Genomic DNA, 25,997 nt, shown 5'->3' on the forward strand with positions numbered 1-25,997 from the left:
TGCAACTGAAACATTTAATGGTAAATGGAAAAAAGGAAGAAATTCCTCCATTTCCGCATCACAAAGCTTACATCTATAGGTGTAAGCAATTCTTTTTAGCGAAAAGGCTAACGACTCATTTGACCATGGGCAATTTCGTTACCTTAAAAGAGCTATATAATGGATTTAAAAATAAAAGTTCTATTCCAAGAGTTCTTCTTGTTGATCCAACCAGTGACTGCAATTTGAAGTGTAAGGGTTGCTGGTCCCAAGATTACGAAAGTGGCCATAATATTTCATATAAAAAGTTTGATGATATATTAGATCAAGCTGAAAATTTAGGGATAATGGATTGCTTAATGACAGGTGGCGAACCTCTACTAAGGAAAGAAGATATCCTTAAATTATGCAAAAAACATGACAAAATGACATTCGGAGCATTTACGAATGCCACTTTGATCGATGAAGAATTTGCCGATGAAATGGCTAAATTAGGGAATTTAAATGTTTTTATAAGTATTGAAGGGACGAAAGAAGAGAATGATTTTAGAAGAGGGGCGGGTGTTTATGATAAAGCGATCAGATCTATGGATATTTTGAAGTCCAGAGAGATTGCATTTGCTTTTTCAGCTTGCTATCATTCTAAAAACTACAAAACCATAGCTAGTGATGAATTTCTTGATTATATGCGCGAAAAAGGTGCCTGGTTTGGGTGGTTATTTCAATATATTCCAGTGGGAAGTACTGCGGATACTTCTTTGGTATGTACTGCCGAACAAAGAGCATATGTCCAGGAAAAGATCAGGGATTACTGCGTAAAACACGACTATGTAATTATTGATTTTTGGAATAATGGTCACTTAGCGTTTGGTTGCCTTGCTGCAGGCATTGGTTTTGTTCACATTAATGCTAAAGGGGACGTTGAACCCTGTGCATTTTGTCACTATTCAGATTCAAACATACACGAAGTATCACTTGCTGAAGCTCTCAGGTCTAAATTTTTCACTGCATTCAGGGCTGCACAACCATTTTCACAAAACCCATTAAGACCCTGTCCGTTAATAGATAATCCTCAGGCAATTATTGATGTGGTTAATGAAGGGGATGCGAGATCGACCCATTTGTCCAATCCGGAATCACCTGAGGATCTTGCAAAGAAAAGTTTTGAAAGGGCTGAAGAATGGGGGGAAAAGGCCGATGAACTATTCAAAAAAATGCCAGAGCATAACCAAAAAAACTTCCCTAAATTTTTGAAGTACCTTGCATTTAAGAAAGGAATAACCGATGGCAGAAGAAAAAAGGTTTGATGCCGAAGTTTACTATACGGGTGATTCTGTTGAGTGGATTACTTTTATTCATGGTTTTGGAGGCAGTGCAAGAACCTGGAAGAAACAAATAGAATTCTTTTCAAAACATTATAATCTGCTTGTGCTGGAAATGCACAAAAATAAAATAAATGAAGAACTTAACCTTGATAATGTATGCATCTTTATAAATAATACATTAGATCACTACAAAATTAAAACATCTCATTTTGTAGGCTTTTCTTTTAGTTCACTGATATGCCTGCGATTTGCTGTACTCTATCCTGAAAAAATAAATTCATTGATAATGGGTGGGGGTATCATCAAATTCAACATAAGAACAAGATTTTTACTTTTTTTAGCAATAAAATTTAAAAAAATTATCAATTATATGATTCTTTACAAATTTTTTGCTTACATAATTATGCCCAAACAAAATCATAAACGTTCAAGAGCTATCTTTGTAAATGAGGCAAAAAAATTAGGCTATGACGAATTTTGTAAATGGGTGGATCTTGTTCCCCAAACGAAAAAAAGTTTAACATGGTTAGATGAATTAAACAAAGATATCCAAGTCCTATATGTTTCAGGAAATGAAGATCATCTTTTTTTGAAAGACACTTTGAGGCATAGTAAGAAAATAAGCAATTCTCAAGTCGAAATAATTGAGCATTGTGGACACGTATGCTCAATTGAACAATATGATAAATTTAACAACATCGTATTTAGATACCTAAATTCAGTAGTTCTTTAATTTGATTTCTTTCACCTGGTTTCTATATTTCCTTGCTCTAAGACATTTACCATATTCTCTTTTCAATACTGAGAACATCGTTTCAACCAAATTACGTCTATGATATATTTTATCATTAAAATCGTATCGCATACCTGACCAGAAACAAACCTCAAGATATCCCTAAGTTAATCTTTTTCAATATTTGCAACCAACTTATCAGAATCGAAATAATCTAAAATTCGAAGTCCTTTTACTTTGATAGGTTCCATTGATCTCACCGGAAAAATCTACGAATCAACAAAAGCAATAGTAATAAGCCGACAATTGCTATTCCGCCCATTCCTAACTTAACAATGAGTAATATATCGTATGGGTTCATCATTCACAGGTTTATGTTTTAATAAAACTTAAACTTTTATAAACAATTCTCCGAAGATCCTGAAACGTCTGAGTCTTCCGGGGGAACAAAAGGATATCACATATCTCCTGTGTGATTCAATGGGAATCGAAGTGACCTATGATCCCACAGAGGCCATCGGTCAGTTCATGGGACAGACAATTGAGCTTCTTGGAAAAAGCTGCATATACCGTTGTTAAAGTTGAAATGGGCTGATGAAGGTCAGTCCTGTTCTTTTATTTTGCTTTTATTTTTGGTGTATGGCTTCTTTCATTCTTTTTATGCCCGGATTCACTTGATACTTTTAAGATTATGTCTCGGTTTGGCTAATGTGTTGGTGATTAAGTTTGTAGAAAATTTGATATAGTATCGATTATAACTAATCCAAGACCAAATTATGATTAAACAACTACATCTTGAAAATTTCAAAGGGTTGAAAGATTCGAAAAAAATTGATTTGAAGCCTCTTACTTTGCTTTGTGGCTCTAACAGTAGTGGAAAGTCATCTATAATTCAAAGCTTATTAATGCTCAAACAGACATTTGAAAGTCAATCTCGATATCGTAAAGTAGTTTTAAATGGTCAATTTACCCATCTTGGATCTTTTATTAATATAATTCACAACAAGACTTTATCAAATGAGGTAATGCTAAAATTCCAAATTTCTCCTAGTACTCCGGCTATAAATGGAGGGAATAAAAAGTATTCATTCATTGATTATCATTTAAATGATTTTAATTTTGGTTCTAGTAGCGAAAATAATTCTAATAAATTGTTGGATATAGAACTTGGGTTGAAAGTTTTAAAAGATTCGAATGCTATGGAACCATATGTGAACACTTTTAATGTTTTGGCAAAATCAAATGACTTACAAGAAAATCATTCTGATGGTACTTCCATTAGTCTATCTCGTATTTCTACTGATAAATACAACCTAAAATGGAAAAACATTAAATCGGGTTACTTTCTAAATTTCGTTGAAGATCCAGTTCCAATTCCTAAGAGCATAATATCATATGTATGTCCAAAGTGTGGTATAAGCCATCGATCTAATTCTGGAATTGGCAAAAAGCACTATAGTTACCATTTTTATAAACACAATGGTGCCGAAGTGAAAGCTTCTTTTAGTAACTTAATGCCTATTATTAAGCAACAAGATTATTCTGTTAAGGCTCTTTATCCTATTGTTCATTCAATTAATTCATTGAAAGAACTTATACATACTGAGTTTTCTAATTTATATTACATTGGACCTTTAAGGGAAGAGCCAGCTCGACGGTATATTCACGAAGCTGAATTTATTGATATCGGAATTCGTGGTGAGAATGCGCCTTTCATCCTATCAATTGAAGGAAACAAGAAGATATCTCCCTATCGCTTTTATAATGAACCTTTAAACGAGTGGCAGTCCATTGATGACGATAATCTGGAAGATGCAGTCAATCGTTGGTTGCGCTATATGGGTATTAGTGAATATGAGCTTGAAGCTAAAGATGATATTATTCGCTTAAATATGAGTTCAATTCAAGATAAAGATGTAAAAGTTACTTTAGCAGATGTTGGTTTTGGAGTAAGTCAAATATTGCCCATTTTAGTAGAAGGTTTACGAATTGGTGATGGTCAAACTTTAATTTTAGAACAGCCTGAAATACATTTGCATCCGAAATTACAAATGCAACTTGCTGATTTCTTTGTTTCAATGGTTCTATCTGGCAAAAGAGTTTTGATAGAAACACATAGTGATCATATTGTAAATAGAATTTCACGTAGAATTCTTGAAAGTGATAATAATGAGTTACTTTCAAAAACGAATTTGCTTTTTTTTGAAAACATAGATGGTTATCCTGCGTTGAATCCGGTTGAAATAGATTCTAACCGTGGTATTGTAAATTGGCCAAAAGGTTTCTTTGATCAATCTGCAGATGAAAAACGAATCATTATTCAAAAAGGAATTGAAAAAAGAAAACAAGGGCGGATGTGATATTTTGATTTCTGTTTTTCATCCAAACCTTTTATTTTGTAATTTGTCTGATTGGGATGATGAAATATTTCAAGATTCTTTTATTTCTGAATTGCTTAGTCATCTGGATAATATCGATTTTCTTGGATTTCGTTTTGGTTGGTCTAGTGAACTTTCATGTGCTTTTTGGGAAGAGGCACCTTGGAGGGGCGATAGTTATTATGAAAATCTTTTATTAGATGTCCTCTATCAGCAGATTGTGGAATTGGAATATTTTTTTGAATCCCCTCCTGATGGTGAATGTCAGGTAAAATCTGATATAAATCTACAATTAGCAGATACCGTTCATGCATCTTGGTTAACTCTAATTCATCGTATTTTACATAGTCAATGCAATACATTAATTCCAGTTAAATTTGGTTCGAGTAATAACGAATCAATTACTTGTTCCTGTGATTGCTCTTCTAAGTGTTATTCTAATGAGTATTTGCTTGTCTCGAATCCTGATGACTGGTATACTAAGGTTGATTTTATGGATCTGTGTCCTTCTAGTGTTGATAACTGGTATTCTAAGATTAAGGTTGCAATATCGCTATGTCATAAACAGGAATTCTTCTCCAATGAATTTAAAATTTCAATCGATAATATAAAGTTCAAAAATAAATTCATATCTGATTTTTTGGATCTAAATGATGCTATTTATAAAAGAACAATCATACGCAAATTGACAAAAGTATTAACTTTAAACCATAGTGAAGCTGCTCTAGATGGTGGTCTACAAGAAGAGCTTATTAGGGGAGTTTATAGGCTTAGGATTTCTGGTGGGAGAAGAATGCATTATGTGGAAGAGTTGGGCATAAAGACTTTTATTAGTTTTAATTCAACTTCAGGACATGATCGTCTCCATTAATTTTTTTCTTAACTTTCCTTAACCCTCCCTCCCCCAGATATCCAATAAAAAACAAGGCTTTTTTCCCTCTTCCCCCTTTCTTCTGTTAGTCTGTACATACTTCAATAAACAATATTAAAAGTTAACCATGTTGCCTAAAATGTCCATTTATTCATTCTCTCCTCTCCGTTCTGGTAATGGCGACATTACCGGCAATTTTGGAACTATTATAATTCATGGAATATCTCTCTAAAATGATGTCCTATGTCAAAAGCAGATCAAAATTTAACTGAAGTTGAGAAAGGTAGTATCAATTGTGAAGCAGGGGGCTAAATCCCCCAAGCTCAAATATGAACTGTCCCTCAAAAGAGAGTATGACTTCCAGCATACCGACCAAAGCTACCGCTACAAATCTAAAAGCCCATGACTCATCCTGAAAATGCATGGCGCCAACCGCTTAAACAGTACAATACTTGCCTTCCAGTATTGTTGTAAGTTTCATATTCTCTGAATAATCAACTGGAACGTCGATCAACCAGACGCCTCCTTCCTTAAAGGCGGATTGCAGGGCATCACCAAGTCCGTCAGCGCTGTTTATGCGTATTCCTTTGGCACCAAAACTGTTTGCTAGTCCCACGAAGTCCGGGTTCTTGAAAGAGGTGCCGAAAGACTCTCCGAATTTAGTATTGCTTTCCCATTCGATAAGACCGTAGGATGCATCGTCAAAAATAATGATCACAAGATCGCAGTTCAGTCTCACAGCGGTTTCCAGGTCCTGGATATTCATAAGGATGCCGGCATCTCCTGCAATCGTTACGACTTTCTTTTCAGGATGTATAAGGCAGGCTGCTATGCCGGCAGGTAGGCCAAATCCCATGGAAGCTAGGCCGTTCGACATCAGTACGGTGTTAGGGGCAAGTGCTAGATACAGTCTTCCTATCCAGAGCTTGTGAGCACCCACGTCGCTGACCAGTATATCCTCGCGATCCAGTTTCTTTCTGACCTCCCAGAGAATGCGCTGGGGTTTTACCGGGAATGTGGGGTCATCCTTGTAGCGAAGTAATTCGTCTTCCATGGAAGCCTTGATATTCCTATAATGGTCAGGGAACTCCTGCGGGGTAACTGCAGAGGTCATTGCACGGAGGGTTGTCTTAAGTGTGCCCAGGAGTGCACATTCCGGGATATAGCTGGTCTCTATTTCAGGATGCCTGTTCTGAACATGAATGATACTCTTTGAATGGTCCATGTTCCAGTGGTCCGGGCTGTATTCCACGGAATCGAATCCAATGGCAATTACCACGTCTGCAGCGTTCAGACCGCATATGATGTAATCCTTTTCGGACATTCCCATGGAACCTATAAAATGATCATTGTCTGCGGGAATTGCACCTTTCCCCATGAAAGTGGTAACAACGCCGATATTGGCTGCATCCACAAACTGTTCCAGCTCAAGGGAAGCATTCTCGCGAATCACGCCGTTTCCGGCAATGATTAAAGGCTTGGTCGCACCCGAGATAAGTTCGATGGCCTTATGCAATTCCTTCTCATCAAAGCTGCACGAATGGGAGTATTCTTTTTTCTCAAGGGGCAGTGCATCGGTCTCCTGAGTGGATACATCCTCAGGCAGTTCAATATGAGCAGCTCCGGGTACATCCGTGGCGATATCAAAGGCTTTCCCTATCAGTTCCGGGATCTGGTTGGCAGCGGTCACAGTCGCATTCCAGGAAGTTATCCTGCTGAACATTCCTGCAACATCCAGAAATTGGTGGGATTCCTTATATGCCCTGTCAAGGGAACCCTGGCCGGTAATGGCCACAAGGGGTGCTCTGTCAAGATGGGCATCCGCCACTCCGGTCATGAGGTTGGTAGCTCCCGGACCCAGAGTGGGCAGGCATACGCCGGGTCTGCCTGTTAGCCGTCCGCACACATCCGCCATGAATGCTGCGGATTGTTCATGCCTTACCACAATGAATTCAATGTCCGATCTCGAAAGGGACTCCATGAGATCCAGTGTTTCTTCTCCCGGGATACCAAAAATATATTTCACTCCCTCGTTTTCCAGGCACTTGACAAACAGTTCGCTTCCTTTCATATCAATACACCTTTATCGACTTGATGTTCATGAACTCATAAAGTCCATACTTATACAGTTCTCGTCCTATGCCGCTCTTCTTAACACCGCCAAATGGAAGGCGGGGGTCCGAAGCAACCATTGAGTTCACCGACAATATGCCGGATTCAATATGTTTTTCAATTTCCATTGCATGTTCCCGATCTTCGGTCCACAGGCTGGCACCAAGCCCGAAATCGCTGTTGCCTGCAACCCGTATGGCCTCCTCTTCATCCTTGACAATGATAACAGGTGCAACGGGTCCGAATGTCTCTTCCTTCAACACACGCATGTTCTCGTTGACATTACTGAGGATAACAGGTGCATAAAATGACCCTAGCCTGTCAAGTCTTCCCCCCTCAAGCAGGAGTTCGGCACCTTTGTCCACAGAATCCTTTACTTGTGCATCAATGATGTCCACCTGTTGCGCATTGACCAAGGGGCCAACATCTGTTTGTGGGTCCATTGGGTCTCCGACCTGTAGCTTTCGTGCGGATCCAATAAAGATACGCAGGAACTCATCGGCCACAGCTTCTGTAACTATGAAACGCTTGGCTGCAATGCAACTCTGGCCGCCGTTCTGGAAGCGACTGTTCACTCCTGCCTTTGCGGCCATCTCTACATTGGCATCATCAAGAACGATGAACGGATCACTGCCTCCAAGCTCAAGCACGGCCTTTTTCATATTCCTGCCTGCAGCTTCCGCCACCTTCCTGCCTGCAGTAAGACTGCCTGTGAAAGTGACTGCTGCGATCTCATCCCTTGCGATGAGTTCCGAGGCGGTCCTGCCGTCGATAATCAGGGTCTGGAATGCTCCTTCCGGAAGACCTGCATCAGCAAACACCTTTTCAATTGCAAGAGCACACATGGGCACGGAGCTGGCATGCTTCAGTATGACTGTATTACCTCCTACAAGTGCCGGTGCAGCGAAACGAAGGGCCTGCCAGAACGGGAAATTCCAGGGCATTATGCTGAGTATCACTCCCTTTGGCTCAAATGAGACCCCGGATTCCAGGGCATCGGTTTCCACAGCTTCCGGCGCAAGGAAATTCTCCGCATTTTCTGCGTAGTATTCGAGAGCCCACGCACACTTCTCCACTTCGGGAACTGACTCCTTGATGGGTTTACCCATCTCGATCGTTATGATACGGCCCAGTTCATCCTTGTCTTTTCTTAGTTGCGTTGCCGCCGTTTTTAGATAATGTGCTCTTTCGGAAATGTCAAGGTTCTTCCATTCAAGAAAAGTAGTTCTTGCCTTTGTTATGGTCCGGTTGATCCTCTCTTCGGAATAAAGTTCAATTTCCTCATTTACTTCCCCTGTTGCCGGATTCATAGAGACTATTTTCTTCATGTGATCACTCCCATTGATCGGAGGAATACAAGCTCAAGTCCTACCTTACAGGTTTTTTCAAATCCCCCTCATTTACCCATATCAATGTTGTTTGACATGCGATATAAAACAAATTGTGAGACAGTTCAATATGGTCTCATGGACCTTACATGCATGAATCTATATGATCTGAAAGTTCACATCCCAGTCACACTTCCGGTTGTGTCTTAAAAAGGTCGTATTGATAGCGAACAAGCAGTGAATAAGTTATCCGAGGCTCTAGGCTCAGGTTATGTGTGTCTTTCCATGCTTGTAGCCGTTGGCTCTGTGTTAACGGAATTTTCAGAAAAGATGCTTAATTGTAATGGTAGAATGTTTATGTATTGTTAATAACATTTTAAAAAAGATTGTTTGGTGCTCCGGCCGGGATTCGAACCCGAGTTTTCAGCTCGAAAGGCTGGAATGATTGGCCGGACTACACTACCGGAGCACGCTGTTTTTCGCTCGCATTGGAGCGACCCCAATAAGGGGTATTAAGGATATATACCTTTTGGTTGGATTGATTTATTCTTCTTCTGTCTCTACGGGTTCTGCGTTCAGCTGGCTGACCCATGCTGACAACAGTTCGCATTCTTCGGGTTGGCAGGCAAGTCTGCAGCCTGCACAAGGGGAGAACATCTCTCCTGCAAGGAGCAGATCGAAAGATTCCTCTTCCGGAGCAACTATCTTGATAAGATATGTGCTAGCTCCATTATTAACAGATGATTCGCGGGAAATAAGCTCCGCTTTGATCAACTTGTTAAGTATCCTTGAGCACTTACGGCTATCGATCTCCAGTAGCTTCCAGAGCTCGTTCTGAAAAACGCCGTCCTTGCTATCCTGTATGATCTTTAGAGTCTTCTCTTCTATTTCCATGTTTCTTTCCGGAAAATAAAAGCTTAGTTCTCTACAGGCACGATCAAAATTATGTTGTTTCCTCTTAATACAACGGAACCAAGAGATCGTAGGCGCTGTCCATCAGCAATTTCTGTAGTATCCACCAGATGCAGGTTAAGGTAGTCATCAGCACTTTGTAACGTACCTTCAAGGATGTGCTGGTCGCCCTTCATCTCTACCTGTACTTTAGATCCAATCATTTTCTGAACTTTCTTATTTGGGAACAAGATCGTATCCTCACATCATTATTCATAGATAATAATCAATACTATATATCGGAAAAAGTAAAGTGTTCTGCCTACTATTTATGGTTACCGATTAGAAGTAAAACATCGTTCCCACAAATTGTAGATAGTAGGTAATCTCTTAGATATATCCCTGTATTTCGGCTGTATCTTCTGGCTGTTCTACCGGAAGTAGATGGTTCTTCACTTTCGTGATGGGTCCGAACATAGCTTCAAAGTCACGAATGTGCTGCTCAAGCCACTGGGACAGTTCCAGTGCGGCAAGAGGCGACATTATCACTTCTGTCTCGATGGACCTCTGTATGACCTGTGAATTCGAAGATTTTTCAAACCCCTTAGGACTATCATTATAGAAACCGATCCTAAAATCGTATGGACTGTGGCCACCTAATGCACCAATAGCATAGGTCTGTTTGAAGTCCTCCGGCTTAATGACCTCTATCTTCAATTTCTTTGTAACATTCCCTTCAGGAGTGGTCTTTTCTTCTGTCATATTAATATATCCTTCAAAAGCATGCCTTATTTGAAAAGTAATTGTCAACATCGCTTAAAAGGGTTTGTCCCATTCAGAACAAACTTCTTCTCAGCCTTCAATGAGCTTTTTCAAATCCCTTGCAGAATATGCGATATCCTTCTTTGAATATACTGTCGCGATCCTCTCAACAGCATCAAGGTTCCTTATGGTATCATCAAGATAACCGAGCATATCACCAGGATAAGCAGTAATTCCATACTTATCCTCAAGCTGCCTGACAATCTGTATAGGATCATAACCATCCATCCTCATGTTGATGATCTTCTCGGAGAACAAATGTTCAGGACATCCGCAAAATGGGCTGTCCTTGCATCCGCACGTCAGGAAATCCGCAGCAAAGTCCAGTATCTGATCCTGCATCTTGGTTTCAAGTTTCGAAAGGTTCTCACCTTCCATAACAATATCCATTGAAGCTCCCTGAAATACCCTCGAAGGCATATTTATCTTCAGGGCAGTTGATATCTGGGCTGCATACTTGAAATAAACAGCCTCAAAGAACTCGAGATTTGTGACGATCTCTATGGCTCTATGATCTGAAAGGACTGCATCACGTATCAAGAATGCCTTTGAGATCGAAAGGAAATGTCCGGCTGCAATACTTCCGAACTTCGTAAGTGCGATGGAATCATCCTTTATCGTAATAAACTTCTTCTTTTTCAATTTAGCAAGCAGTGAACTAAATTCAAAGTCTGCCAGCATGTTTTTGTGTATGGTCTCCAGATCTCTTTTAGAGTTAGTAACGGCAGCGGTTGCCAGTATTTCCTCTATCTGTTCCTCTTCACCATACTTCACATCCGTATGTTCCATTTCACCATTCAGGAGCTTGATGGCAACTTCCTCTTCAGTACCGGTCTGTTCACTGGTATAATGTTTCTGAGGGGTGGCAAGCAAGACCACAATACCCCGGTCATGGAAATCAGGTCTTCCTGCACGACCAAGCATCTGAAGGAACTCCTGCATGTTCAGCCATTCTATGCCCATGGCCAGGGATTCAAAGATGACCTGTGATGCCGGGAAATCCACTCCGGCAGCAAGGGCTGCTGTAGTTACCACGACCGGTATATCTCCCTTCTCAAACCGTCTTTCGACCTTCTTTCTTTCCTCCATTGAAAGACCTGCATGGTATGGGGATGCAGGTATCGATATTGCCTGTGCTATACTGTGGCAGTTCCGGCGTGAATTTGTGAATATGATCGTCTGTCCCCGGTGTCCCTTCGAAGAGACCTTGGCATACTCGTCCTTGGCAAGCTTTGTCATCAGTCTTATCTTGCTGCTATCCGGGCAGAAAAGCAGATGTCTTTCAATGGGTACCGGCCGGTATTCATATTCCACAAGCTCGGTATTGAGTCTTTTTGCGAGCAACTTTGGTTTTGCTACAGTTGCTGAAAGGTAAATGAACTGAGCACCTGATGCAACGTACTTGAGCCTCCCGATAACTCCATCTAGGCGGTGACCACGCTCAGAGTCTTCTATCATATGCACTTCATCGATGACCACAGTACCAATCTGTCCCAGAAGATCGGCATCCCCTGTACGAAGTATAACGTCAAGACCTTCATATGTACCCACTATAATGTCGGCATCAAGTCCCCTTTTCATCTTCTTTGTCTTCGATGTCCTTATCTTCGAACTTCCTACCCTTATCGAGGTATTGAGTCCTATCCCTGAATAACGTTTGTTGAACTGATCATATTTCTGGTTCGCCAGTGCCACAAGAGGGACCAGATAGAGCATCTTTCCATGTCCATGCAAGATGTTCTCAATACCTGCGATCTCTCCAATAAGGGTCTTTCCGGTAGCAGTAACTGATGTAACAAGCTGATTCCTTCTCTCCAGCAATCCCTTTTCGATGGATAGTGATTGTACCGGCAGGAATGTATCGGATTTTTGAAGCAGTATATCTTTAAGCTTTTTTGAGAGCGGGACATCCTTTATCTTTATCTTATTGGCATGTGTCTGTTGCTCTATCGTATCGAATCGTGTATATTCAAGGTCAAGTTCTTCCGGGCTGAGCATACCTATGGTGCGGTCAAGATCACGCGTGGTGAGCATGATATGTAGGATGCGATCTGCAGCTTCATCACCAATATAACTATGTGCATTACGAAGTGCCATCTCAAGTTCTTCCTTTGCACAATCTTCGCAAATAAGTTCGTGATGATATTTGATCGACTTTTTATTAATGAAATTGAACTGTTTTTTCAGTAGGCAGAATCTGCACACATGCACATCTTCCGATTCCAGATGGAAATCTGTAATGAGTTCCCTGACAGCAGCTTCGCTACTTTTTTCACTTTCAATGTCGATAAGAATGCGTTCTGAGATCCTAAGAAGCTCTATGAACTCTTCTGGTGGTCTTAAATCATCTTTCTCATCTTTGACCACGCGGAATTTGTGCGGACGTGGGCCTGCAGATGAGGGGCGAAGGATAAGTTCTCCGGTCAGAAGTGGCACTCTTTTACGGTCCTTGATCGCCATTACGATGACCTTTGCCTTCTCAGCTTTTAGGAATGTCCACAATGTCATTTTCTGATTTCAAAGAGATTTACTAATATATAAATCATGGTTTTTCGAACGTTTGCACACTCTATGCGCATACATTGGTAACATATGCTCATGTTCTTTATATGCGTGTACATACATACTTTAATATGGCTATCAAGATCGTATTGAATATGCCGGTATGGAGGAATTGAACATGTCAGGTAATCTTTCGATGGGTGTAGAAGTAATAAACACTCCAAGAGTATCTCAACAACAAAAAGTGGCAGTTCAAGAACTCTCCGTCTCGGAAGAGGGGCCTTACAAGCGGAAACTTGAATTATGTGCTGTCCCAAAGTCGGAAGTTTTCGCTAATAATCAAATACCTGAAATGCAGACTCCGGTCTATACGGCTCCTATCATTTCACCAACAGGTATCTATGTTCTGGACCGAAGTCTTGGCGGAGGTTTACCGCTTAGCTCCATGGTCTATTTTTCAGCAGACCCTCGATCAATGTCAGAGGTTTTCCTTTACGAATTCACTCAATCACGCAAGACATACTATTTTACCACTGGTCGCAGACCTAAATATATTCAGAGGGATATAATAAACCAGAATCTTGATCCTTCTCGCATCATATTTGTCGATATCTATAGCGAGTATTATTTTACTCCACTTGGTGATATGATCGATAATGTAGGCAATGAGCATATCGACTCTAAGATAATCGAGTTCACTGAATATAATCTACAAAACATCCAGAACGATGCTGGTGACGAAGACATTAATATCATTTTTGACAATTTTACATTCTTCATGAATCTCAATGTGAACCCTGGTCTACTGAAACGGCTAACCAATATAATCTACGAAAACTCTAAGGAGACCAATAGTATGACCTACCTTTATGCATTGAAGGGAAGTCAGGATGATCTGATCGAAAATGAAGTGTTAAACACTTCTGATGTTATCTTCGATGTAAAAGTTGACCACAATGCTGATCATATAGTAAGCAAGCTAACAATTCCTAAGATACGTGGAATGGTGCCTAACTCAGATGTTCTCAAATTCAACATTTCAGAAGGTGTGCAGATCGATACTTCTAAAGATATTGCGTGATGAGCAAAATAATTCGGCAATATTTCACTTTGTTTTTTTCCTGGTCATATCACTTTTAATGATGAATGGTGGAAATGTTATTGCATAAACGGGGTCTAGATGCTGTCATGTTTTAATTTGGAATCCTCCGAGAAGCAAAATATCTTTTATATTCTATAAATTAAACTGGATCTGATATGGCTGCATTTATGCTTCATTGTCATAATTCATGCATTTCTTTTTTAGTGATGGAAGGTCACGTTTATACGTCAACAGGTCCAAATATCTAATAATTCCATGAGATCAATTCTTTTATGTGGTTTGCAGGGGAGTGGGAAAACTACTTCAATAGGCAAGATTGGGATTATCTGGGTGAAAGGGGGAGGAAACTGGCAATTATTATTGCCGGTAAAGGTGATGCTAGGCTTGACAAGGATGCCTTTCCTATCGAAAGGTATCTATACAAGAGTTATTTGTTGATTGTCTCCCTGTAGCTTGCGGTTCAGTGTTGAAAAGGCATTAAAGTATATGGCTGATGAATTTATACCTAAATTTGTGTTCCTAGAGCTTGATGGTCCTGTTTTTCCAGCCCGGATAAGAGAAAGTCTTGAACATCTGCCTTTTTCAGACATGTCCTTCCTACTTGTATAACTTATTGATGCAGGCACTTTTAACAGTGATATAGATAAATTGCCGCAATTCGTCATTAAGCAGATCAATGAATCAGAAATCATCGGTATAAACAAGATCGATCCTAATGATATTGAATAAATTATTTTGATAAAAGATGCTCTTGGAATTATCAATCCTTGTGTGAGAATATTCGAATTTTCAGCTCTAGATAATGATGAAAGGTTCAGAAAGTTCATTGAAGTTCTAGTAGATCATTGATCAATAGGTCTGTTATTTTAAGGATGTATGGGGTAGGCATTATGGGTTGCCTACCTTTTAACGTTAAGTCTGTATTGTCTTAAAGCCGTGCACCACTGGTCGCATTTTTGCAGTCACAATTTCTTTCCATAGGAAGATTGTCGATGGCATCGAATAGTATTTCCAGCAGGATATCCTGTGTTGTGGCTAACTTTTCTACAACTTCATCTGCAGTTATCTTGTTATCGGTCATTCCACAAGCCTGATTGGTGATGGTACAAATGGATGCATAGCAAAGTTCCAGTTCCCTTGCCAACACAACTTCCGGTAATCCTGTCATCCCCACAACATCTCCGAAAGTGCTCATCATTGCTATTTCTGCCCGTGTCTCAAAACGTGGCCCTTCGGTACATACATAGGTGCCTCTGGTGTAGTTGAGACCTTTTTTATCAAGTGAATCCATAAGACATTTACTTATTATGTGACAATATGGCTCCGTCATGTCAACATGAACGGTATTCTTATCGTAGAATGTGGATATGCGACTTTTGTTTAGGTCGATAAAATCATCAGTTACGACAAAGCTTCCTATTGGATGATCTTTCATGGTGCCTACTGAATTGGTTGCGATTATCCTTTTTACACCAATTTCACGGATAGCCCAGATGATCGCACGGTAATTGATCATATGTGGGGGTACATGTTCAGCTGCACCGGAATGTCTTGAGATCATTGCAATGCTCTTTCCATTGTTCTGGATAATAGATACACCCACATCTCCATAGGGTGTGGCTATGATCTTTGTATCTCCATCTGTAAAAGAAGAGGATCCGACACCACCAAGTATTGCTACATCTATGCTCATGGGTGGTAATTTGTCGGTTTAGTTCTTATTTTTATCCTTTTTACCCTTCGTGATCTTACGTTTTGTGTCATAAATGGATTCATTCTGGGATATCTTAATGCCTGCAAGAGCAATTATTATTGCTCCTACTACTGAATATATGAAATATTGGATGCTAAAGTTGGGTGAGTCTGTTGCACCAGGGAATGCACCGATTGTAAGTATGTAGGTACTTGCACCCCAGAAAAGCAATCCCATTGCTGTAATGAATAGAGATGGAGAAACATCTTTTAATGAAAAATGATCGTTTCTTTTCAGGTCAACCATTTTTCCGATGTTGGCAAAAAGTATAGCTATCACATACCACCAGACGGTAACATTGATGAATACGGTAAATAACGTGATAAGTCCATAATACCAGCCACCGCCTGTGGTAAAGTACTTCCACAACGTGATTGCCCCTATCATTGTGGCTATTACTGCAAGGATTATGGCAATTGTATTTGTCACAAATGTCATTTGACCTTCGTAGAAGGAGCCCTTCATCCTTTCTCTTAAAAGAGCGAAAGGCTGGTCAAGATTGAATCCGCGGTAAAGCATGTAAGCACCTATGGCTGCTGAAATGCCAATTATAGCACCTTCTGGATAGTTTGCCAGAAGGAATATCGCATAAATCAATGCTGTAAGTCCAATTGGTACGAAGAACGTTTGTGATATCTTCGGGTCATTGAATGCGTTCTTGAGGATGTAGTATGTACTTTCAAGATTTGCACTCTGCTGGACCACTATTCGTTTTACTGAGTCTATCTTGATGCGTGATTGGACGATGGGTAAAAGGGTTTCATCTTCTGCACCATCTGAAATAAAGATTGCGTTAGTGATATCATTCTCTTCCAGGAATGCATCAAGCTGGACAACTATCTTCTGATCTGATATTATCCCTACATTCTTGTCCCCTGCAAAGGTCACAATTTCTGCATCGATACCTTTTGAGTGTAGTTCATTGAGGACATTGACACCTCCGAATATCGTATTTGAGTCGGAGTCTTCAGGGTCAACAGTTGCAAGTTCCACTGCAGCTTTGATATTATCTTCCCGCCCTATGATCGGGCTGGAGACATTCGCCTTTTCTCCCAGGTCATTATCCCTGTCGATGCAGATCACTAAAGTTCGCATAAAACCTCTTTAGAAGTTAACAATGCACGTCATTTTATTTATAATGTGACATCGGACTATATTTTTAATGAATATTACAATTAAAACAATATAAAATATACTGTATTATTGTTATTGCTATCAATATTTATGGGTGACCCATAAAATAATATCAACAAGGGGTCTGTCTGAAAAAGTTGTTTATTTCTTGTGTTAGACTTTAACTAATGCTTCGTATATTCTCCTAAAATATTAATTTGATAAAAAAAAGAATAAAAAAGAATGAAATGCTCACAAGACACCGAGCAACTTCTTCGCCCAGCCAAGCTTCTTATATTTCATCTCAGTTACGTTCTCATCGTCAAAATCGAAACCTGCCAGGGTTATGCTGGCTGCATTGAACTCGCCTGCGAGAAAAACACATCTGTCACCGTCGGTGAAACCACCGAAGTTGTATATGTTGCCAAAGGGTGCTGCCTGTGTGGTGCCGATGATGTTTTTGAACCTTGGAGCATACTTCAGGATAAGTTCAATATTATCGCCGTGGGCGTGTATGACTGCAATTGAGCCTTCCTTGTTTGCCTGTATCTCTTTTTCCACATCGCCGTCAAGGTCTGTCACGATAACGGCCGGGATGATACCTCTGTCAACAAGGGTTGCAGTGGCACCATCGGCTGTGATGACAACGTGGTCTTCTATCTTGACCTGATCGAGCTCTTGTGCCAGTGTGGGTGCATTCCCACAAACCAGCACATCCTTTCCAGAAATGAGCTCTTCAAGTACATCGGTACTTGCGGTGTTAGGTCCTATCAGAAGATGGGAAAGAATGGTGGCAGCATTCTGATCATCTTCCCTTGAGAAACCGAAGTCCTCGAGGATCGCTTCATAGACTGGCTCCCACTTTTTAAAATCCATTTTTATACCCTCGTATTATTCTTCCTTTGAGATCGCTATGGTCATTGGGATGCCTTCGACATTCCATTCCTTTGCGAGCTCTCCGGTTGTCTCGACATCCAGACCGATCACAAGCACGTTTGCACGTACCTCTTTTGCAATGTAGTTCTCAAAGTCGAGAACAAGGTCGAGTACTCTTTCATCGCTGATCTGTATGTGACCTCTGATACTGTCATCGACATCAAGGTCCAGTTCCTTACGCATGTCCTGTATTCTACGTATGACCTCTCTTGAATATCCTTCTGACTCTATTTCATGGGTGAGCTTTGCATCAACGAAGACAACTCCACAATTGAATTCAGCACTTCCCACATCTTCCGGAACTGTTTCGCTGAAATTGACCATTTTCTCGGTGATGGTTACGTTCGTACCGTCTGCGAGGCTAATTTCCATCTCTCCGCCAGCAAGTCCTTTCTTCAGGTCATAAGCATCCATTGCACCGATAGCGGCACTGATATTACCTGCATTTCCCTTGAAGACCGGTCCGATAGCGCCGGGGTTAGGTGTGGATTCCACTCCAAGCTCGTTCCAGCTTTCGCCGACCTTGGTAGTCTCGATATCCTTGGCATTGGTCTGGTCCATAAGGACAGAGCGCAGTCCTTCGACAGCTGCAATAGTGTTCTCATCTGTAGGACTGACAACGATACGGGAAACCGGCCATCTGAGTTTACGTCCTACCTTCTGACGAGCGTTGGAAGAGGCCTCGACGATAGAGCGTGCGACCTTCATCTGTGCTTCAAGACTGGTGTCAACAAGTGCTTCGTTGACAACTGGCCAATCGCAGAGGTGGATGGTCACAGGTGCATTCTCATCAATGTTCCTCACAAGGTTCTGGTACATTTCTTCTGCAAGGTGTGGCATGAATGGTGCGATCAACTTTGCAGTGGTCACGAACACATCGTAGAGCACCCTGTAGACTGCCAGTTTGTCGGGATTGTCTGCTTCGACCCATGTTCTTGGTCTGATAAGCTGGATGTACCATCTTGAAAGGTCCTCGAGCACGAATTCATTGATGGAACGCATTGCCTTGTGCAGTAATCTCGCATCCATTGCCTTATTGACCTCAGCGATCACTGTCTGCATGCGTGAAAGGATCCATTTGTCCTCGCTTCTCAAATAAGCTTCAACGGATTCGTATGAAACCTTCTGAGGGTCGAAATCATCAAGTGCCATGTATGGAAGCGGGAATCTGTATACATTCCACAGGATGTTGTTCGTCCTGTGCACTGTTGCCAGCTCATCCCAGTTGAACTTCAGGTCTTCCCATGGTGCACTGGCTGACAGTACATATGATCGAAGGGTGTCTGCACCGAACTTATCGATGACCTCGGCGGGCTGTATGACATTGCCAATGCTCTTTGACATCTTCTTTCCGCTGCCGTCAAGAGTGAAACCGTGCATTAGTACATTCTTGTATGGTGCTTTTCCGAATGCAACCATACTGGCTCCAAGCTGTGAATAGAACCATCCACGTGTCTGGTCATGTCCTTCTGTGATGAAGTCGGCAGGCCACCATTCATTGAATTTCTCCTTTTGATGTGGGAACCTCAATGTTGCCCAGGAGGCAACAGCAGAATCGAACCAGACATCGAAGACATCTTCGACACGTTTCATGGTTCCGCCACACTCACATGGTATTGTCACTTTGTCAACATAAGGTCTGTGCAGCTCGATATGGGGGTCTGCTCCGGAGCGTTCTATAAGCTCTTTCCGGGTTCCGACAACCGTCAGGCTGTTACAACTTGAACATTTCCATACAGGGATCGGGATACCCCAGTAGCGCTGCCTTGAGATACACCAGTCGCGTGCACCCTCTATCCAATCCTTGAACCTTGCAGAACCTGCCCATTCTGGTGTCCAGTTCACCTTCTTGATCTCTTCGAGCATATCTTCCTTTAGCTCGCCTATCTTCAGGAACCACTGTTCGGTTGCAAGGTATATGATAGCTGTTTTACATCTCCAGCAATGACCATACCTGTGGCTGATCATTCTCTCGGCCATGAGAAGTCCTCTCTCCAGCAGGTCATCCATAACAACGCGGTTTGCGTCAAGGATGTTCATTCCACAATATTTTCCTGCTTCATGGGTGTAACTACCATTAGGGCCTACGGGGCAGAAGATCGGGAATTCGTTCTTTACGCCAACTTCAAAATCGTCAACACCGTGTCCGGGTGCAATGTGGACACAACCTGTGCTATCTGCTGTAACGTAATCTGCATTGCATATCCTGTGTTCTATCTCTGCCTGTAAAGGCACAAGGTCTGCAAGGGGGTGCTCGTAAACTGTACCCTCTAGGTCTTTGCCTGACATCGTACTGAGAATTTCATAATCTAAATATCTGCCAATTCTGAGAACGTTCTCAACAAGCTCTGATGCGATTATCAATATCTCAGTTGCACTATTTTCACTGATAGCTTTTACTTTTGAATACTCGAATTCTGGATGAACTGCTACAGCTATGTTGGACGGGATGGTCCATGGGGTCGTAGTCCAGATGACAACAAAAGTGTTGTCTTCATCCTTTAGTTTGAATTTGATATATGTTGAAGGGTCTTCACGGTCCTCATATTCGACTTCTGCATCAGCGATCGCAGTTTCGCATCTTGGACACCAGTTGACCACTCTCTTTCCGGTTTCAAGCAGGTTCTTGTCCTGTGCTTGCTTAAGTGTCCACCATGCAGCCTCGATGTACTCATCCTTAAGTGTCATGTAAGGATCTTCCCAGTCAAGCCAGACACCAAGGGTTTGGAACTGTTCGGTCATATCATCCTTCTGGCGAAGTGCGAACTCCTTACATTTCTCAATGAAATTACCGACACCATATGTCTCGATGTCTTTCTTTGATTCAAAACCAAGGGCACCTTCTACCTTTACTTCGATAGGTAATCCGTGCATGTCCCAGCCTGCCCTGTCAAGAATGTCATGGTCGTTCATTGACATGTAACGCAGGATACTGTCCTTGATTATCTTGTTCCAGGCAGTACCAAGATGGATATGGCCTGTAGTGTATGGTGGTCCGTCCACAAAATAGAATTTCTTAGCGCCTTTTCGGTGTTCACGTACTGATCTGTAGGCGTTGTTCGCCTCCCAGAATTCATGAACTTTTGTTTCGATCTCTTTGGCATTGTACTGGTCAGTAACTTCTTTGATCATGATGGTGCCCTCCTGGGTATGTCCAGTTCTTTGGCTATGTATAGGTATTATCCTAATGCGGTAACAGATTTAAATATTATGTTAAAAAGACATATATTTTATAAAAAATGTGATCTGTATAAGGTTAAGGGGGCTAATGAGCCCTGCCCTGATCTCAAATTGTGCTTGTATTTTCAAAGAAGAATTTCTCTTTTCCAAATGCAGGTTCAAGGTCGGTAAGCCATGAGGCTGTTGGAGAATACTTCGCAAAGAATGGTTTACGCACCCATCTACAATCACGTCCTTGCAGAAATTCAAGCACAAAGACCTTTTCACCGTTTATTTCTTGTGTACCGAGGACATTTATCTTCCCTGGGTCAGTGGACATGCTTGGTCCACGTACAGTTCTTGCAAGTCCGCTCACGTTCTGGTATGCTTCCTGGAATATTTCCCATGCTTTTGATATGGGGGTGTCGAAATAGTGGTTTGCACCTGTGTTCCTTACCATGAACATGTAATAAGGTATGCACCCAAGGCGTACCTGTTCTCTCCACATCTGCTCCCAGATGACCGGATCATCATTTATGTGGGCTATCAGGGGCGACTGGGTTCGTATCTGTGCTCCGGTCGCGCGTATGTTCTTTATGGCTTCCTTGACTGTATCTGTAGTAAGCTCTACCGGGTGGTTGAAATGTCCCATGATTGCCATGTGCTTGTTGTGGTCGGTAACATTGGAGAACAGGGACAGTATGTCTTCGCTATCCTTGTCAGAAACAAAGCGTTGTGGCCAGTAACTTAATGATTTTGTCCCTATCCTGATGTTCTCGATCGTGCGAATATCTGCTTCCAGGATAGGTTCGATATATCTTTTCAGGAGATTTGCGCTCATTGTCATAGGGTCTCCTCCTGTGAAAAGCACATCTTTTACCTCGGGATGTTCCTGGAGGTATGATACTAATGTCTCTATCTCCCGGCTGGCAAACTTCAGGTCTTTCATGCCGGTGAATTGTGCCCACCTGAAGCAGAAAGTGCAGAATGTATGGCAGGTCTGTCCCTGTGTGGGGAAGAAAAGGACGGTTTCGTTATACTTGTGTTGCATTCCCTCAAGGACCTTGCCGTTAAGTTCGGGAACGTTCTTATCAAGCTGCCCTGCAGGATGTGGGTTCAGGGTCAAACGTATCTTATGTATTGCCTGCTGGACCTCTTCTTCCGATGCAGCGGTGTGTAATAGGTGCTTCATCTCCTTGTAGTGAGGGGGCAATAGCATGTCCTTGTTAGGAAAAGTAAGTCTGAACATTGGGTCATTGGGTACATTGTCCCAATTAATGAGCTCATCGATGACGTAATTATTAACGCGGAATGGAAATATCCTTGCAGCGATCCCGATATCCTCTTGCTGCTCCTGAGTAAAATTCTGTATCTGTGGGATCTCTTTGTAATTTGAAAGGGTGTATGCGCGGAAACCTCGTTTTGTAGCACCAGTTATGCTGATACCTCCCATTTTTTTAGAAAAGCTACCTTATGCCAGCGGTTTCAATTAGTCCTTGAAATGATTTGTGATTTAGACAAATTACACTACAAATAATATATAGTTGTTAAATTCTGAACTCTCCTATTCCGATTCATTATATATTAATTTCCCTTTTTTTACACCACCGGTTCTACTTTTTATTAGGATCTCCAAAACAATTCTAATGTTTGGCAAGGGGTATTGTTATCTTTCTGTTTATTTTCGAATGTTGCTCCATTCTTTTTTGCAATTTCCTGTTCGAAATGTTTAAAACAATACGGGGCTATAATGCATGGTTAAAATCATGTTTTATTATCAAAGGTGATAAGTTGAAAGTAAAGTCCAGGGTTCAACTAAGGAAATCTGCAAAGAACAAATTGTTTAAAAGTCTTCGATCTACTTTCGGGGATGTTATTGATCGTATTTCAGAATACAAGCTTGAAAGTGCTATGGCTGATGATTTTAAGATAATCATCGTTGATGGCAAGGTGCTTTTCTTCCAGATGGGTGAGGTATCTTTCCCTACTGTAAGGGGTGTGCTGGAATTAGGACTTGATTGCAATGTCGTTACGGTTGATGCGGGTGCTGTGAAGTTTGTTGTGAATGGTGCTGATATAATGTGTCCGGGAATCGTTAAAGTTGATGATGGGCTGAATGAGGGCGACCTTGTTATCATCGTTGAAGAAACACATGGTAAGCCTCTTGCTATCGGACGTGCTCTTGTGCCGGCGACTGAGATGGTGGGCAGGTCAGGTAAGGCTATTAAGTCTATACATTATGTCGGGGATGAACTTTGGAACCTTGAGGCATGACATTTCAGGATAAATTGGAAGCTATCATTAAAATATGATGAACATCCATATTAAATCCTATTAACATTGATGCGAAGCCAGAAAATCAAAATAGCTAATGGCTTAAATATTAAAAGAATTATTAAAGATATATTCTAAATCCATTCAATCGAATCTTAGGACAAAGGTGCTGACTATGGCAAATTTCATGGATAAAATATTTGGAAGTGGAGTAAAGGGTGCGACAGATGCTGATGAATATACTGAGCTCGACCTTGGTAAATTTGAACAGGAAATGGCAGATGAACCTGCAGAGACCTATATCAGGGTGGCAGAACTTACGAACCTTAACGAACTTCCTGACTTGAAGAAAGAGATCTATAATGGCAATATCCTTATGATCGATATCTCTAATATCAAGGCTGATAAACTCATGCTTGACAGGGCACTTAAGGATCTGAAAGATGTTGTTGTCGATGTTCATGGGGACATTGCAGGTATTAAGGATGATCAGGTACTTGTCACTCCGACAGGTGTCAGGATAGACAGATCCAAGATAGTTGGTGGAAGGTATTGAGCGCAGAGGATAGTTCCGGGGCAGAGTCCCCGAGATCATTTGAGACCAGAACTTCCTGTCCTCTCTGCCAGGAAGATCTTATCATTAAGTGGCAGGGGGATGAAATTCCCTATTTCGGGGAAGTTATGTACATTTCCACTTCCTGTTGTAACTGTGGTTTCAGGTTCACGGATACAATGATACTTGCTCAGAAAGAGCCTATGCGTTTTGAGCTCAAGGTGGAAGGACTTGAGGATCTCAATGCAAGGGTCATACGTTCGACCTCAGGCACCATAAGGATCCCTGAACTCGGAATCGATGTTGAGCCCGGTTCTGTTTCGGATTCATATGTTACTAATATTGAGGGCATTCTTCAAAGGGTACAGTCGGTTGTCGTGACCGCTACTGGCTGGGTTAAAGATGATGACGATGCTTATGCACGTGGACTGGAACTACAGGATCAGATTGAAAAAGCTATAGCTGGGGATTTTCCTCTGACTGTCATTATAGAAGATCCTCTTGGTAACAGTGCTATAATCTCTGAGAAAGTTGTATCCAGAAAGCTCTCGGCCGAGGAAGCGGGCGATCTTCATAGCGGTATGGTTGTCTTTGATGTTGATACCTCTCAGATGGAAGTCGATTCTTCTGATAAGATACAGCCGATTGGAAATAGCTATAAATGATGCCTGTATTTAGCTCAAAAATTCGAATATAATCGTTTCGATCTTATTGGTGACATTATGGCTGAACAAGAAAAAGAGGCAACGCTTCCTTCAAAAGAGAATTTCAGTGAATGGTATAACGGTATGCTCCAGATCGCAGAGATCATGGATGTACGTTATCCTGTGAAAGGTTCATATGTTTGGTATCCTTTCGGTTTTTCTATTCGTAGGAATGTTTATGATATCATTCGTGGATTGCTTGATAAAGATCATCAGGAAACACTATTCCCTCTTTTGATACCTGAAAATGAGTTCATGAAAGAGGCAGAGCATATCAAAGGGTTTGAAGAAGAGGTTTATTGGGTACTCAATGGTGGTACTACTCCTCTTGATGTGAAACTTGCGCTTCGTCCAACCAGTGAGACCGCGATTTATCCTATGTATCGTCTTTGGGTGCGTTCACATGCGGACCTTCCATTGAAGCTTTACCAGATCGTCAATACGTTCAGGTATGAGACAAAGCACACCAGACCGCTTATCCGTCTCCGGGAGATCACTTCTTTTAAGGAAGCTCATACGGTTCATGCAACCTGGGATGAGGCTGCATCTCAGGTGGAGGAGGCTATAAGACTCTATATCGAGTTCTACAAAAGGCTTGCTATTCCTGTGCTTCCTTCAAAGCGTCCTAGCTGGGACAAGTTCCCTGGTGCTGATTATACCATTGCAGTAGATTCATTGATGCCTGATGGAAAAACGCTTCAGGTGGGTACTGCACATCATTTGGGTGATAATTTCGCAAAGACCTTTGATATCAAGTATGAGGATGTTGATGGTGAACAGGTCTATGCTCATCAGACCTGTTATGGCGTTTCTGAAAGGTGCATTGCCACTCTACTTTCGACCCATGGTGATGATAAGGGTCTGGTACTTCCTCCTGAGGTCGCTCCGACACAGGTTGTTATCATACCTATCATTTTCAAAGAACCGGAAGCTGTGCTCAATGCATGTAATGATGTGAAGGCTGAGCTTGAGGCTGCAGGTGTTCGGGTCACTATCGATGATAGCGATAAACGTCCGGGTTCCAAGTATTATAAGTGGGAGATGAAGGGCGTTCCTTTGAGGATAGAGATAGGTCCGAGGGACCTGAAGAACGAGGCTGCAATGCTCGCCAGACGTGATACTGGTGAGAAGGAACAGGTGCCTCTGGCTTCTATCAAGGATGAGGTTCTCTCAAGGTTCAAAATTATTCAGACATCCCTTTTGGAAAAGGCGACTTCTGAGCTGAACGAGCGTATCTTCGATTGTTCTACTGTGGATGATGTTAAGGAAAAGGTACAGGATGGAATTGCTCTTGTTCCATGGTGTGGTGAGGAAAAGTGTGGGCTCGATCTGGATGAACAGGTCGGTGCAGGCATACTTGGAATTCCTACTGATATGGATGAGGATGGTACTTACAAGTGTCCTATCTGTAGCAAGGAAACTCGTACAAGGGTTTACGTGGCAAGGACTTATTGATGCTGGA

At 41.6% G+C, this 25,997-nt stretch carries 23 protein-coding genes, 1 tRNA gene and 1 pseudogene; 10 read left to right on the plus strand and 15 right to left on the minus strand.

The window, feature by feature from the left end:
- Window positions 1–17 precede the first annotated feature (17 nt).
- Together MBUR_RS00870 and MBUR_RS00875 are read left to right on the plus strand one after the other, a co-directional pair.
- Window positions 18–1,286, plus strand: a complete 1,269-nt coding sequence (locus tag MBUR_RS00870; protein WP_011498258.1) for a radical SAM protein — start codon at window positions 18–20, stop codon at window positions 1,284–1,286.
- Window positions 1,264–2,037, plus strand: coding sequence for an alpha/beta fold hydrolase (locus MBUR_RS00875; protein WP_011498257.1), 774 nt, complete (start codon window positions 1,264–1,266; stop codon window positions 2,035–2,037). The genes MBUR_RS00870 and MBUR_RS00875 overlap by 23 nt, the downstream gene beginning before the upstream one ends.
- On the opposite strand, the pseudogene MBUR_RS13665 reads toward MBUR_RS00875, so the two are convergent.
- Window positions 2,032–2,169: pseudogene (locus tag MBUR_RS13665) on the minus strand (IS4/IS5 family transposase); the annotation flags it as partial. The gene MBUR_RS00875 and the pseudogene MBUR_RS13665 overlap by 6 nt on opposite strands.
- 644 nt (window positions 2,170–2,813) lie before the next feature.
- On the opposite strand from MBUR_RS13665, the gene MBUR_RS00880 reads away from it, so the two are divergent.
- Together MBUR_RS00880 and MBUR_RS00885 are read left to right on the plus strand one after the other, a co-directional pair.
- Entirely contained in the window at window positions 2,814–4,397 is a 1,584-nt protein-coding gene (locus MBUR_RS00880; protein WP_011498345.1) for a DUF3696 domain-containing protein, read from the plus strand.
- Complete coding sequence (locus tag MBUR_RS00885) at window positions 4,369–5,286, plus strand: hypothetical protein (protein ID WP_157196604.1); 918 nt, start codon at window positions 4,369–4,371, stop codon at window positions 5,284–5,286. Before MBUR_RS00880 ends, MBUR_RS00885 begins: the two co-directional genes overlap by 29 nt.
- A 289-nt stretch (window positions 5,287–5,575) precedes the next feature.
- Here the strand turns inward: MBUR_RS00885 and MBUR_RS14505 are convergent, their stop codons facing one another.
- The 8 genes from MBUR_RS14505 to MBUR_RS00920 form a co-directional block, all read right to left on the minus strand.
- Window positions 5,576–5,710: a hypothetical protein gene (locus MBUR_RS14505; protein WP_269479027.1), complete on the minus strand. Its 135-nt coding sequence runs from the start codon at window positions 5,708–5,710 to the stop codon at window positions 5,576–5,578.
- 12 nt (window positions 5,711–5,722) lie between these two features.
- Window positions 5,723–7,357, minus strand: coding sequence for an acetolactate synthase large subunit (locus MBUR_RS00890; RefSeq protein ID WP_011498347.1), 1,635 nt, complete (start codon window positions 7,355–7,357; stop codon window positions 5,723–5,725).
- A gap of 1 nt (window position 7,358) precedes the next feature.
- Window positions 7,359–8,726 carry an NAD-dependent succinate-semialdehyde dehydrogenase gene (locus MBUR_RS00895; RefSeq protein WP_011498348.1) on the minus strand — a complete coding sequence of 456 codons (1,368 nt, stop codon included), beginning with the start codon at window positions 8,724–8,726 and terminating at the stop codon, window positions 7,359–7,361.
- A gap of 391 nt (window positions 8,727–9,117) precedes the next feature.
- Window positions 9,118–9,195: transfer RNA gene (locus MBUR_RS00900), tRNA-Glu, on the minus strand.
- Between the two features lie 74 nt (window positions 9,196–9,269).
- Entirely contained in the window at window positions 9,270–9,620 is a 351-nt protein-coding gene (locus tag MBUR_RS00905) for a helix-turn-helix transcriptional regulator (protein WP_011498349.1), read from the minus strand.
- Between the two features lie 23 nt (window positions 9,621–9,643).
- Complete coding sequence (locus tag MBUR_RS00910; protein WP_048063118.1) at window positions 9,644–9,868, minus strand: LSM domain-containing protein; 225 nt, start codon at window positions 9,866–9,868, stop codon at window positions 9,644–9,646.
- A gap of 139 nt (window positions 9,869–10,007) precedes the next feature.
- Window positions 10,008–10,379 carry a DUF3467 domain-containing protein gene (locus MBUR_RS00915; RefSeq protein WP_011498351.1) on the minus strand — a complete coding sequence of 124 codons (372 nt, stop codon included), beginning with the start codon at window positions 10,377–10,379 and terminating at the stop codon, window positions 10,008–10,010.
- Between the two features lie 90 nt (window positions 10,380–10,469).
- Window positions 10,470–12,947 carry a DUF5814 domain-containing protein gene (locus MBUR_RS00920; RefSeq protein ID WP_011498352.1) on the minus strand — a complete coding sequence of 826 codons (2,478 nt, stop codon included), beginning with the start codon at window positions 12,945–12,947 and terminating at the stop codon, window positions 10,470–10,472.
- A 172-nt stretch (window positions 12,948–13,119) separates the two neighbouring features.
- Here MBUR_RS00920 and MBUR_RS00925 point away from each other — a divergent pair, with 172 nt between their 5' ends.
- The gene (locus tag MBUR_RS00925) at window positions 13,120–14,022 is read left to right on the plus strand and encodes an RAD55 family ATPase (RefSeq protein ID WP_011498353.1); all 903 of its coding nucleotides are present in this window, start codon (window positions 13,120–13,122) and stop codon (window positions 14,020–14,022) included.
- A 276-nt stretch (window positions 14,023–14,298) separates the two neighbouring features.
- On the plus strand, window positions 14,299–14,481 hold the full coding sequence (locus MBUR_RS14675; RefSeq protein WP_157196605.1) for a hypothetical protein: 183 nt from the start codon (window positions 14,299–14,301) through the stop codon (window positions 14,479–14,481).
- Here MBUR_RS14675 and MBUR_RS14050 read toward each other — a convergent pair.
- The 6 genes from MBUR_RS14050 to MBUR_RS00955 all read right to left on the minus strand — a co-directional run bounded on the left by MBUR_RS14050 (window position 14,460) and on the right by MBUR_RS00955 (window position 22,457).
- Window positions 14,460–14,870: a hypothetical protein gene (locus MBUR_RS14050; protein ID WP_198003831.1), complete on the minus strand. Its 411-nt coding sequence runs from the start codon at window positions 14,868–14,870 to the stop codon at window positions 14,460–14,462. The genes MBUR_RS14675 and MBUR_RS14050 overlap by 22 nt on opposite strands.
- A 101-nt stretch (window positions 14,871–14,971) precedes the next feature.
- The gene (locus tag MBUR_RS00935; RefSeq protein ID WP_011498354.1) at window positions 14,972–15,736 is read right to left on the minus strand and encodes an MTAP family purine nucleoside phosphorylase; all 765 of its coding nucleotides are present in this window, start codon (window positions 15,734–15,736) and stop codon (window positions 14,972–14,974) included.
- A gap of 18 nt (window positions 15,737–15,754) precedes the next feature.
- A complete protein-coding gene (locus MBUR_RS00940) occupies window positions 15,755–16,891 on the minus strand; it encodes a DUF373 family protein (RefSeq protein ID WP_011498355.1) in 1,137 nt (378 codons plus the stop codon).
- 270 nt (window positions 16,892–17,161) lie between these two features.
- Window positions 17,162–17,785 carry a 6-hydroxymethylpterin diphosphokinase MptE-like protein gene (locus MBUR_RS00945; RefSeq protein WP_011498356.1) on the minus strand — a complete coding sequence of 208 codons (624 nt, stop codon included), beginning with the start codon at window positions 17,783–17,785 and terminating at the stop codon, window positions 17,162–17,164.
- Window positions 17,786–17,800: 15 nt separating this feature from the next.
- Window positions 17,801–20,977: an isoleucine--tRNA ligase gene (gene ileS, locus MBUR_RS00950; RefSeq protein WP_011498357.1), complete on the minus strand. Its 3,177-nt coding sequence runs from the start codon at window positions 20,975–20,977 to the stop codon at window positions 17,801–17,803.
- A 154-nt stretch (window positions 20,978–21,131) separates the two neighbouring features.
- Window positions 21,132–22,457: a KamA family radical SAM protein gene (locus MBUR_RS00955; protein WP_011498358.1), complete on the minus strand. Its 1,326-nt coding sequence runs from the start codon at window positions 22,455–22,457 to the stop codon at window positions 21,132–21,134.
- Between the two features lie 338 nt (window positions 22,458–22,795).
- Between MBUR_RS00955 and MBUR_RS00960 the strand changes: the two genes are divergently transcribed.
- From MBUR_RS00960 to proS, 4 genes are all read left to right on the plus strand, one after another.
- A complete protein-coding gene (locus MBUR_RS00960) occupies window positions 22,796–23,278 on the plus strand; it encodes an RNA-binding protein (RefSeq protein ID WP_048063120.1) in 483 nt (160 codons plus the stop codon).
- A gap of 175 nt (window positions 23,279–23,453) precedes the next feature.
- On the plus strand, window positions 23,454–23,834 hold the full coding sequence (sepF, locus tag MBUR_RS00965) for a cell division protein SepF (protein ID WP_011498360.1): 381 nt from the start codon (window positions 23,454–23,456) through the stop codon (window positions 23,832–23,834).
- On the plus strand, window positions 23,831–24,496 hold the full coding sequence (locus tag MBUR_RS00970) for a ZPR1 zinc finger domain-containing protein (protein ID WP_011498361.1): 666 nt from the start codon (window positions 23,831–23,833) through the stop codon (window positions 24,494–24,496). The genes sepF and MBUR_RS00970 overlap by 4 nt, the downstream gene beginning before the upstream one ends.
- A 57-nt stretch (window positions 24,497–24,553) precedes the next feature.
- The gene (proS, locus tag MBUR_RS00975; protein ID WP_011498362.1) at window positions 24,554–25,990 is read left to right on the plus strand and encodes a proline--tRNA ligase; all 1,437 of its coding nucleotides are present in this window, start codon (window positions 24,554–24,556) and stop codon (window positions 25,988–25,990) included.
- The last annotated feature ends 7 nt before the right edge of the window (window positions 25,991–25,997 follow it).

The organism is Methanococcoides burtonii DSM 6242, from assembly GCF_000013725.1.
In the GTDB taxonomy this organism is placed as follows: Archaea; Halobacteriota; Methanosarcinia; order Methanosarcinales; family Methanosarcinaceae; genus Methanococcoides; species Methanococcoides burtonii.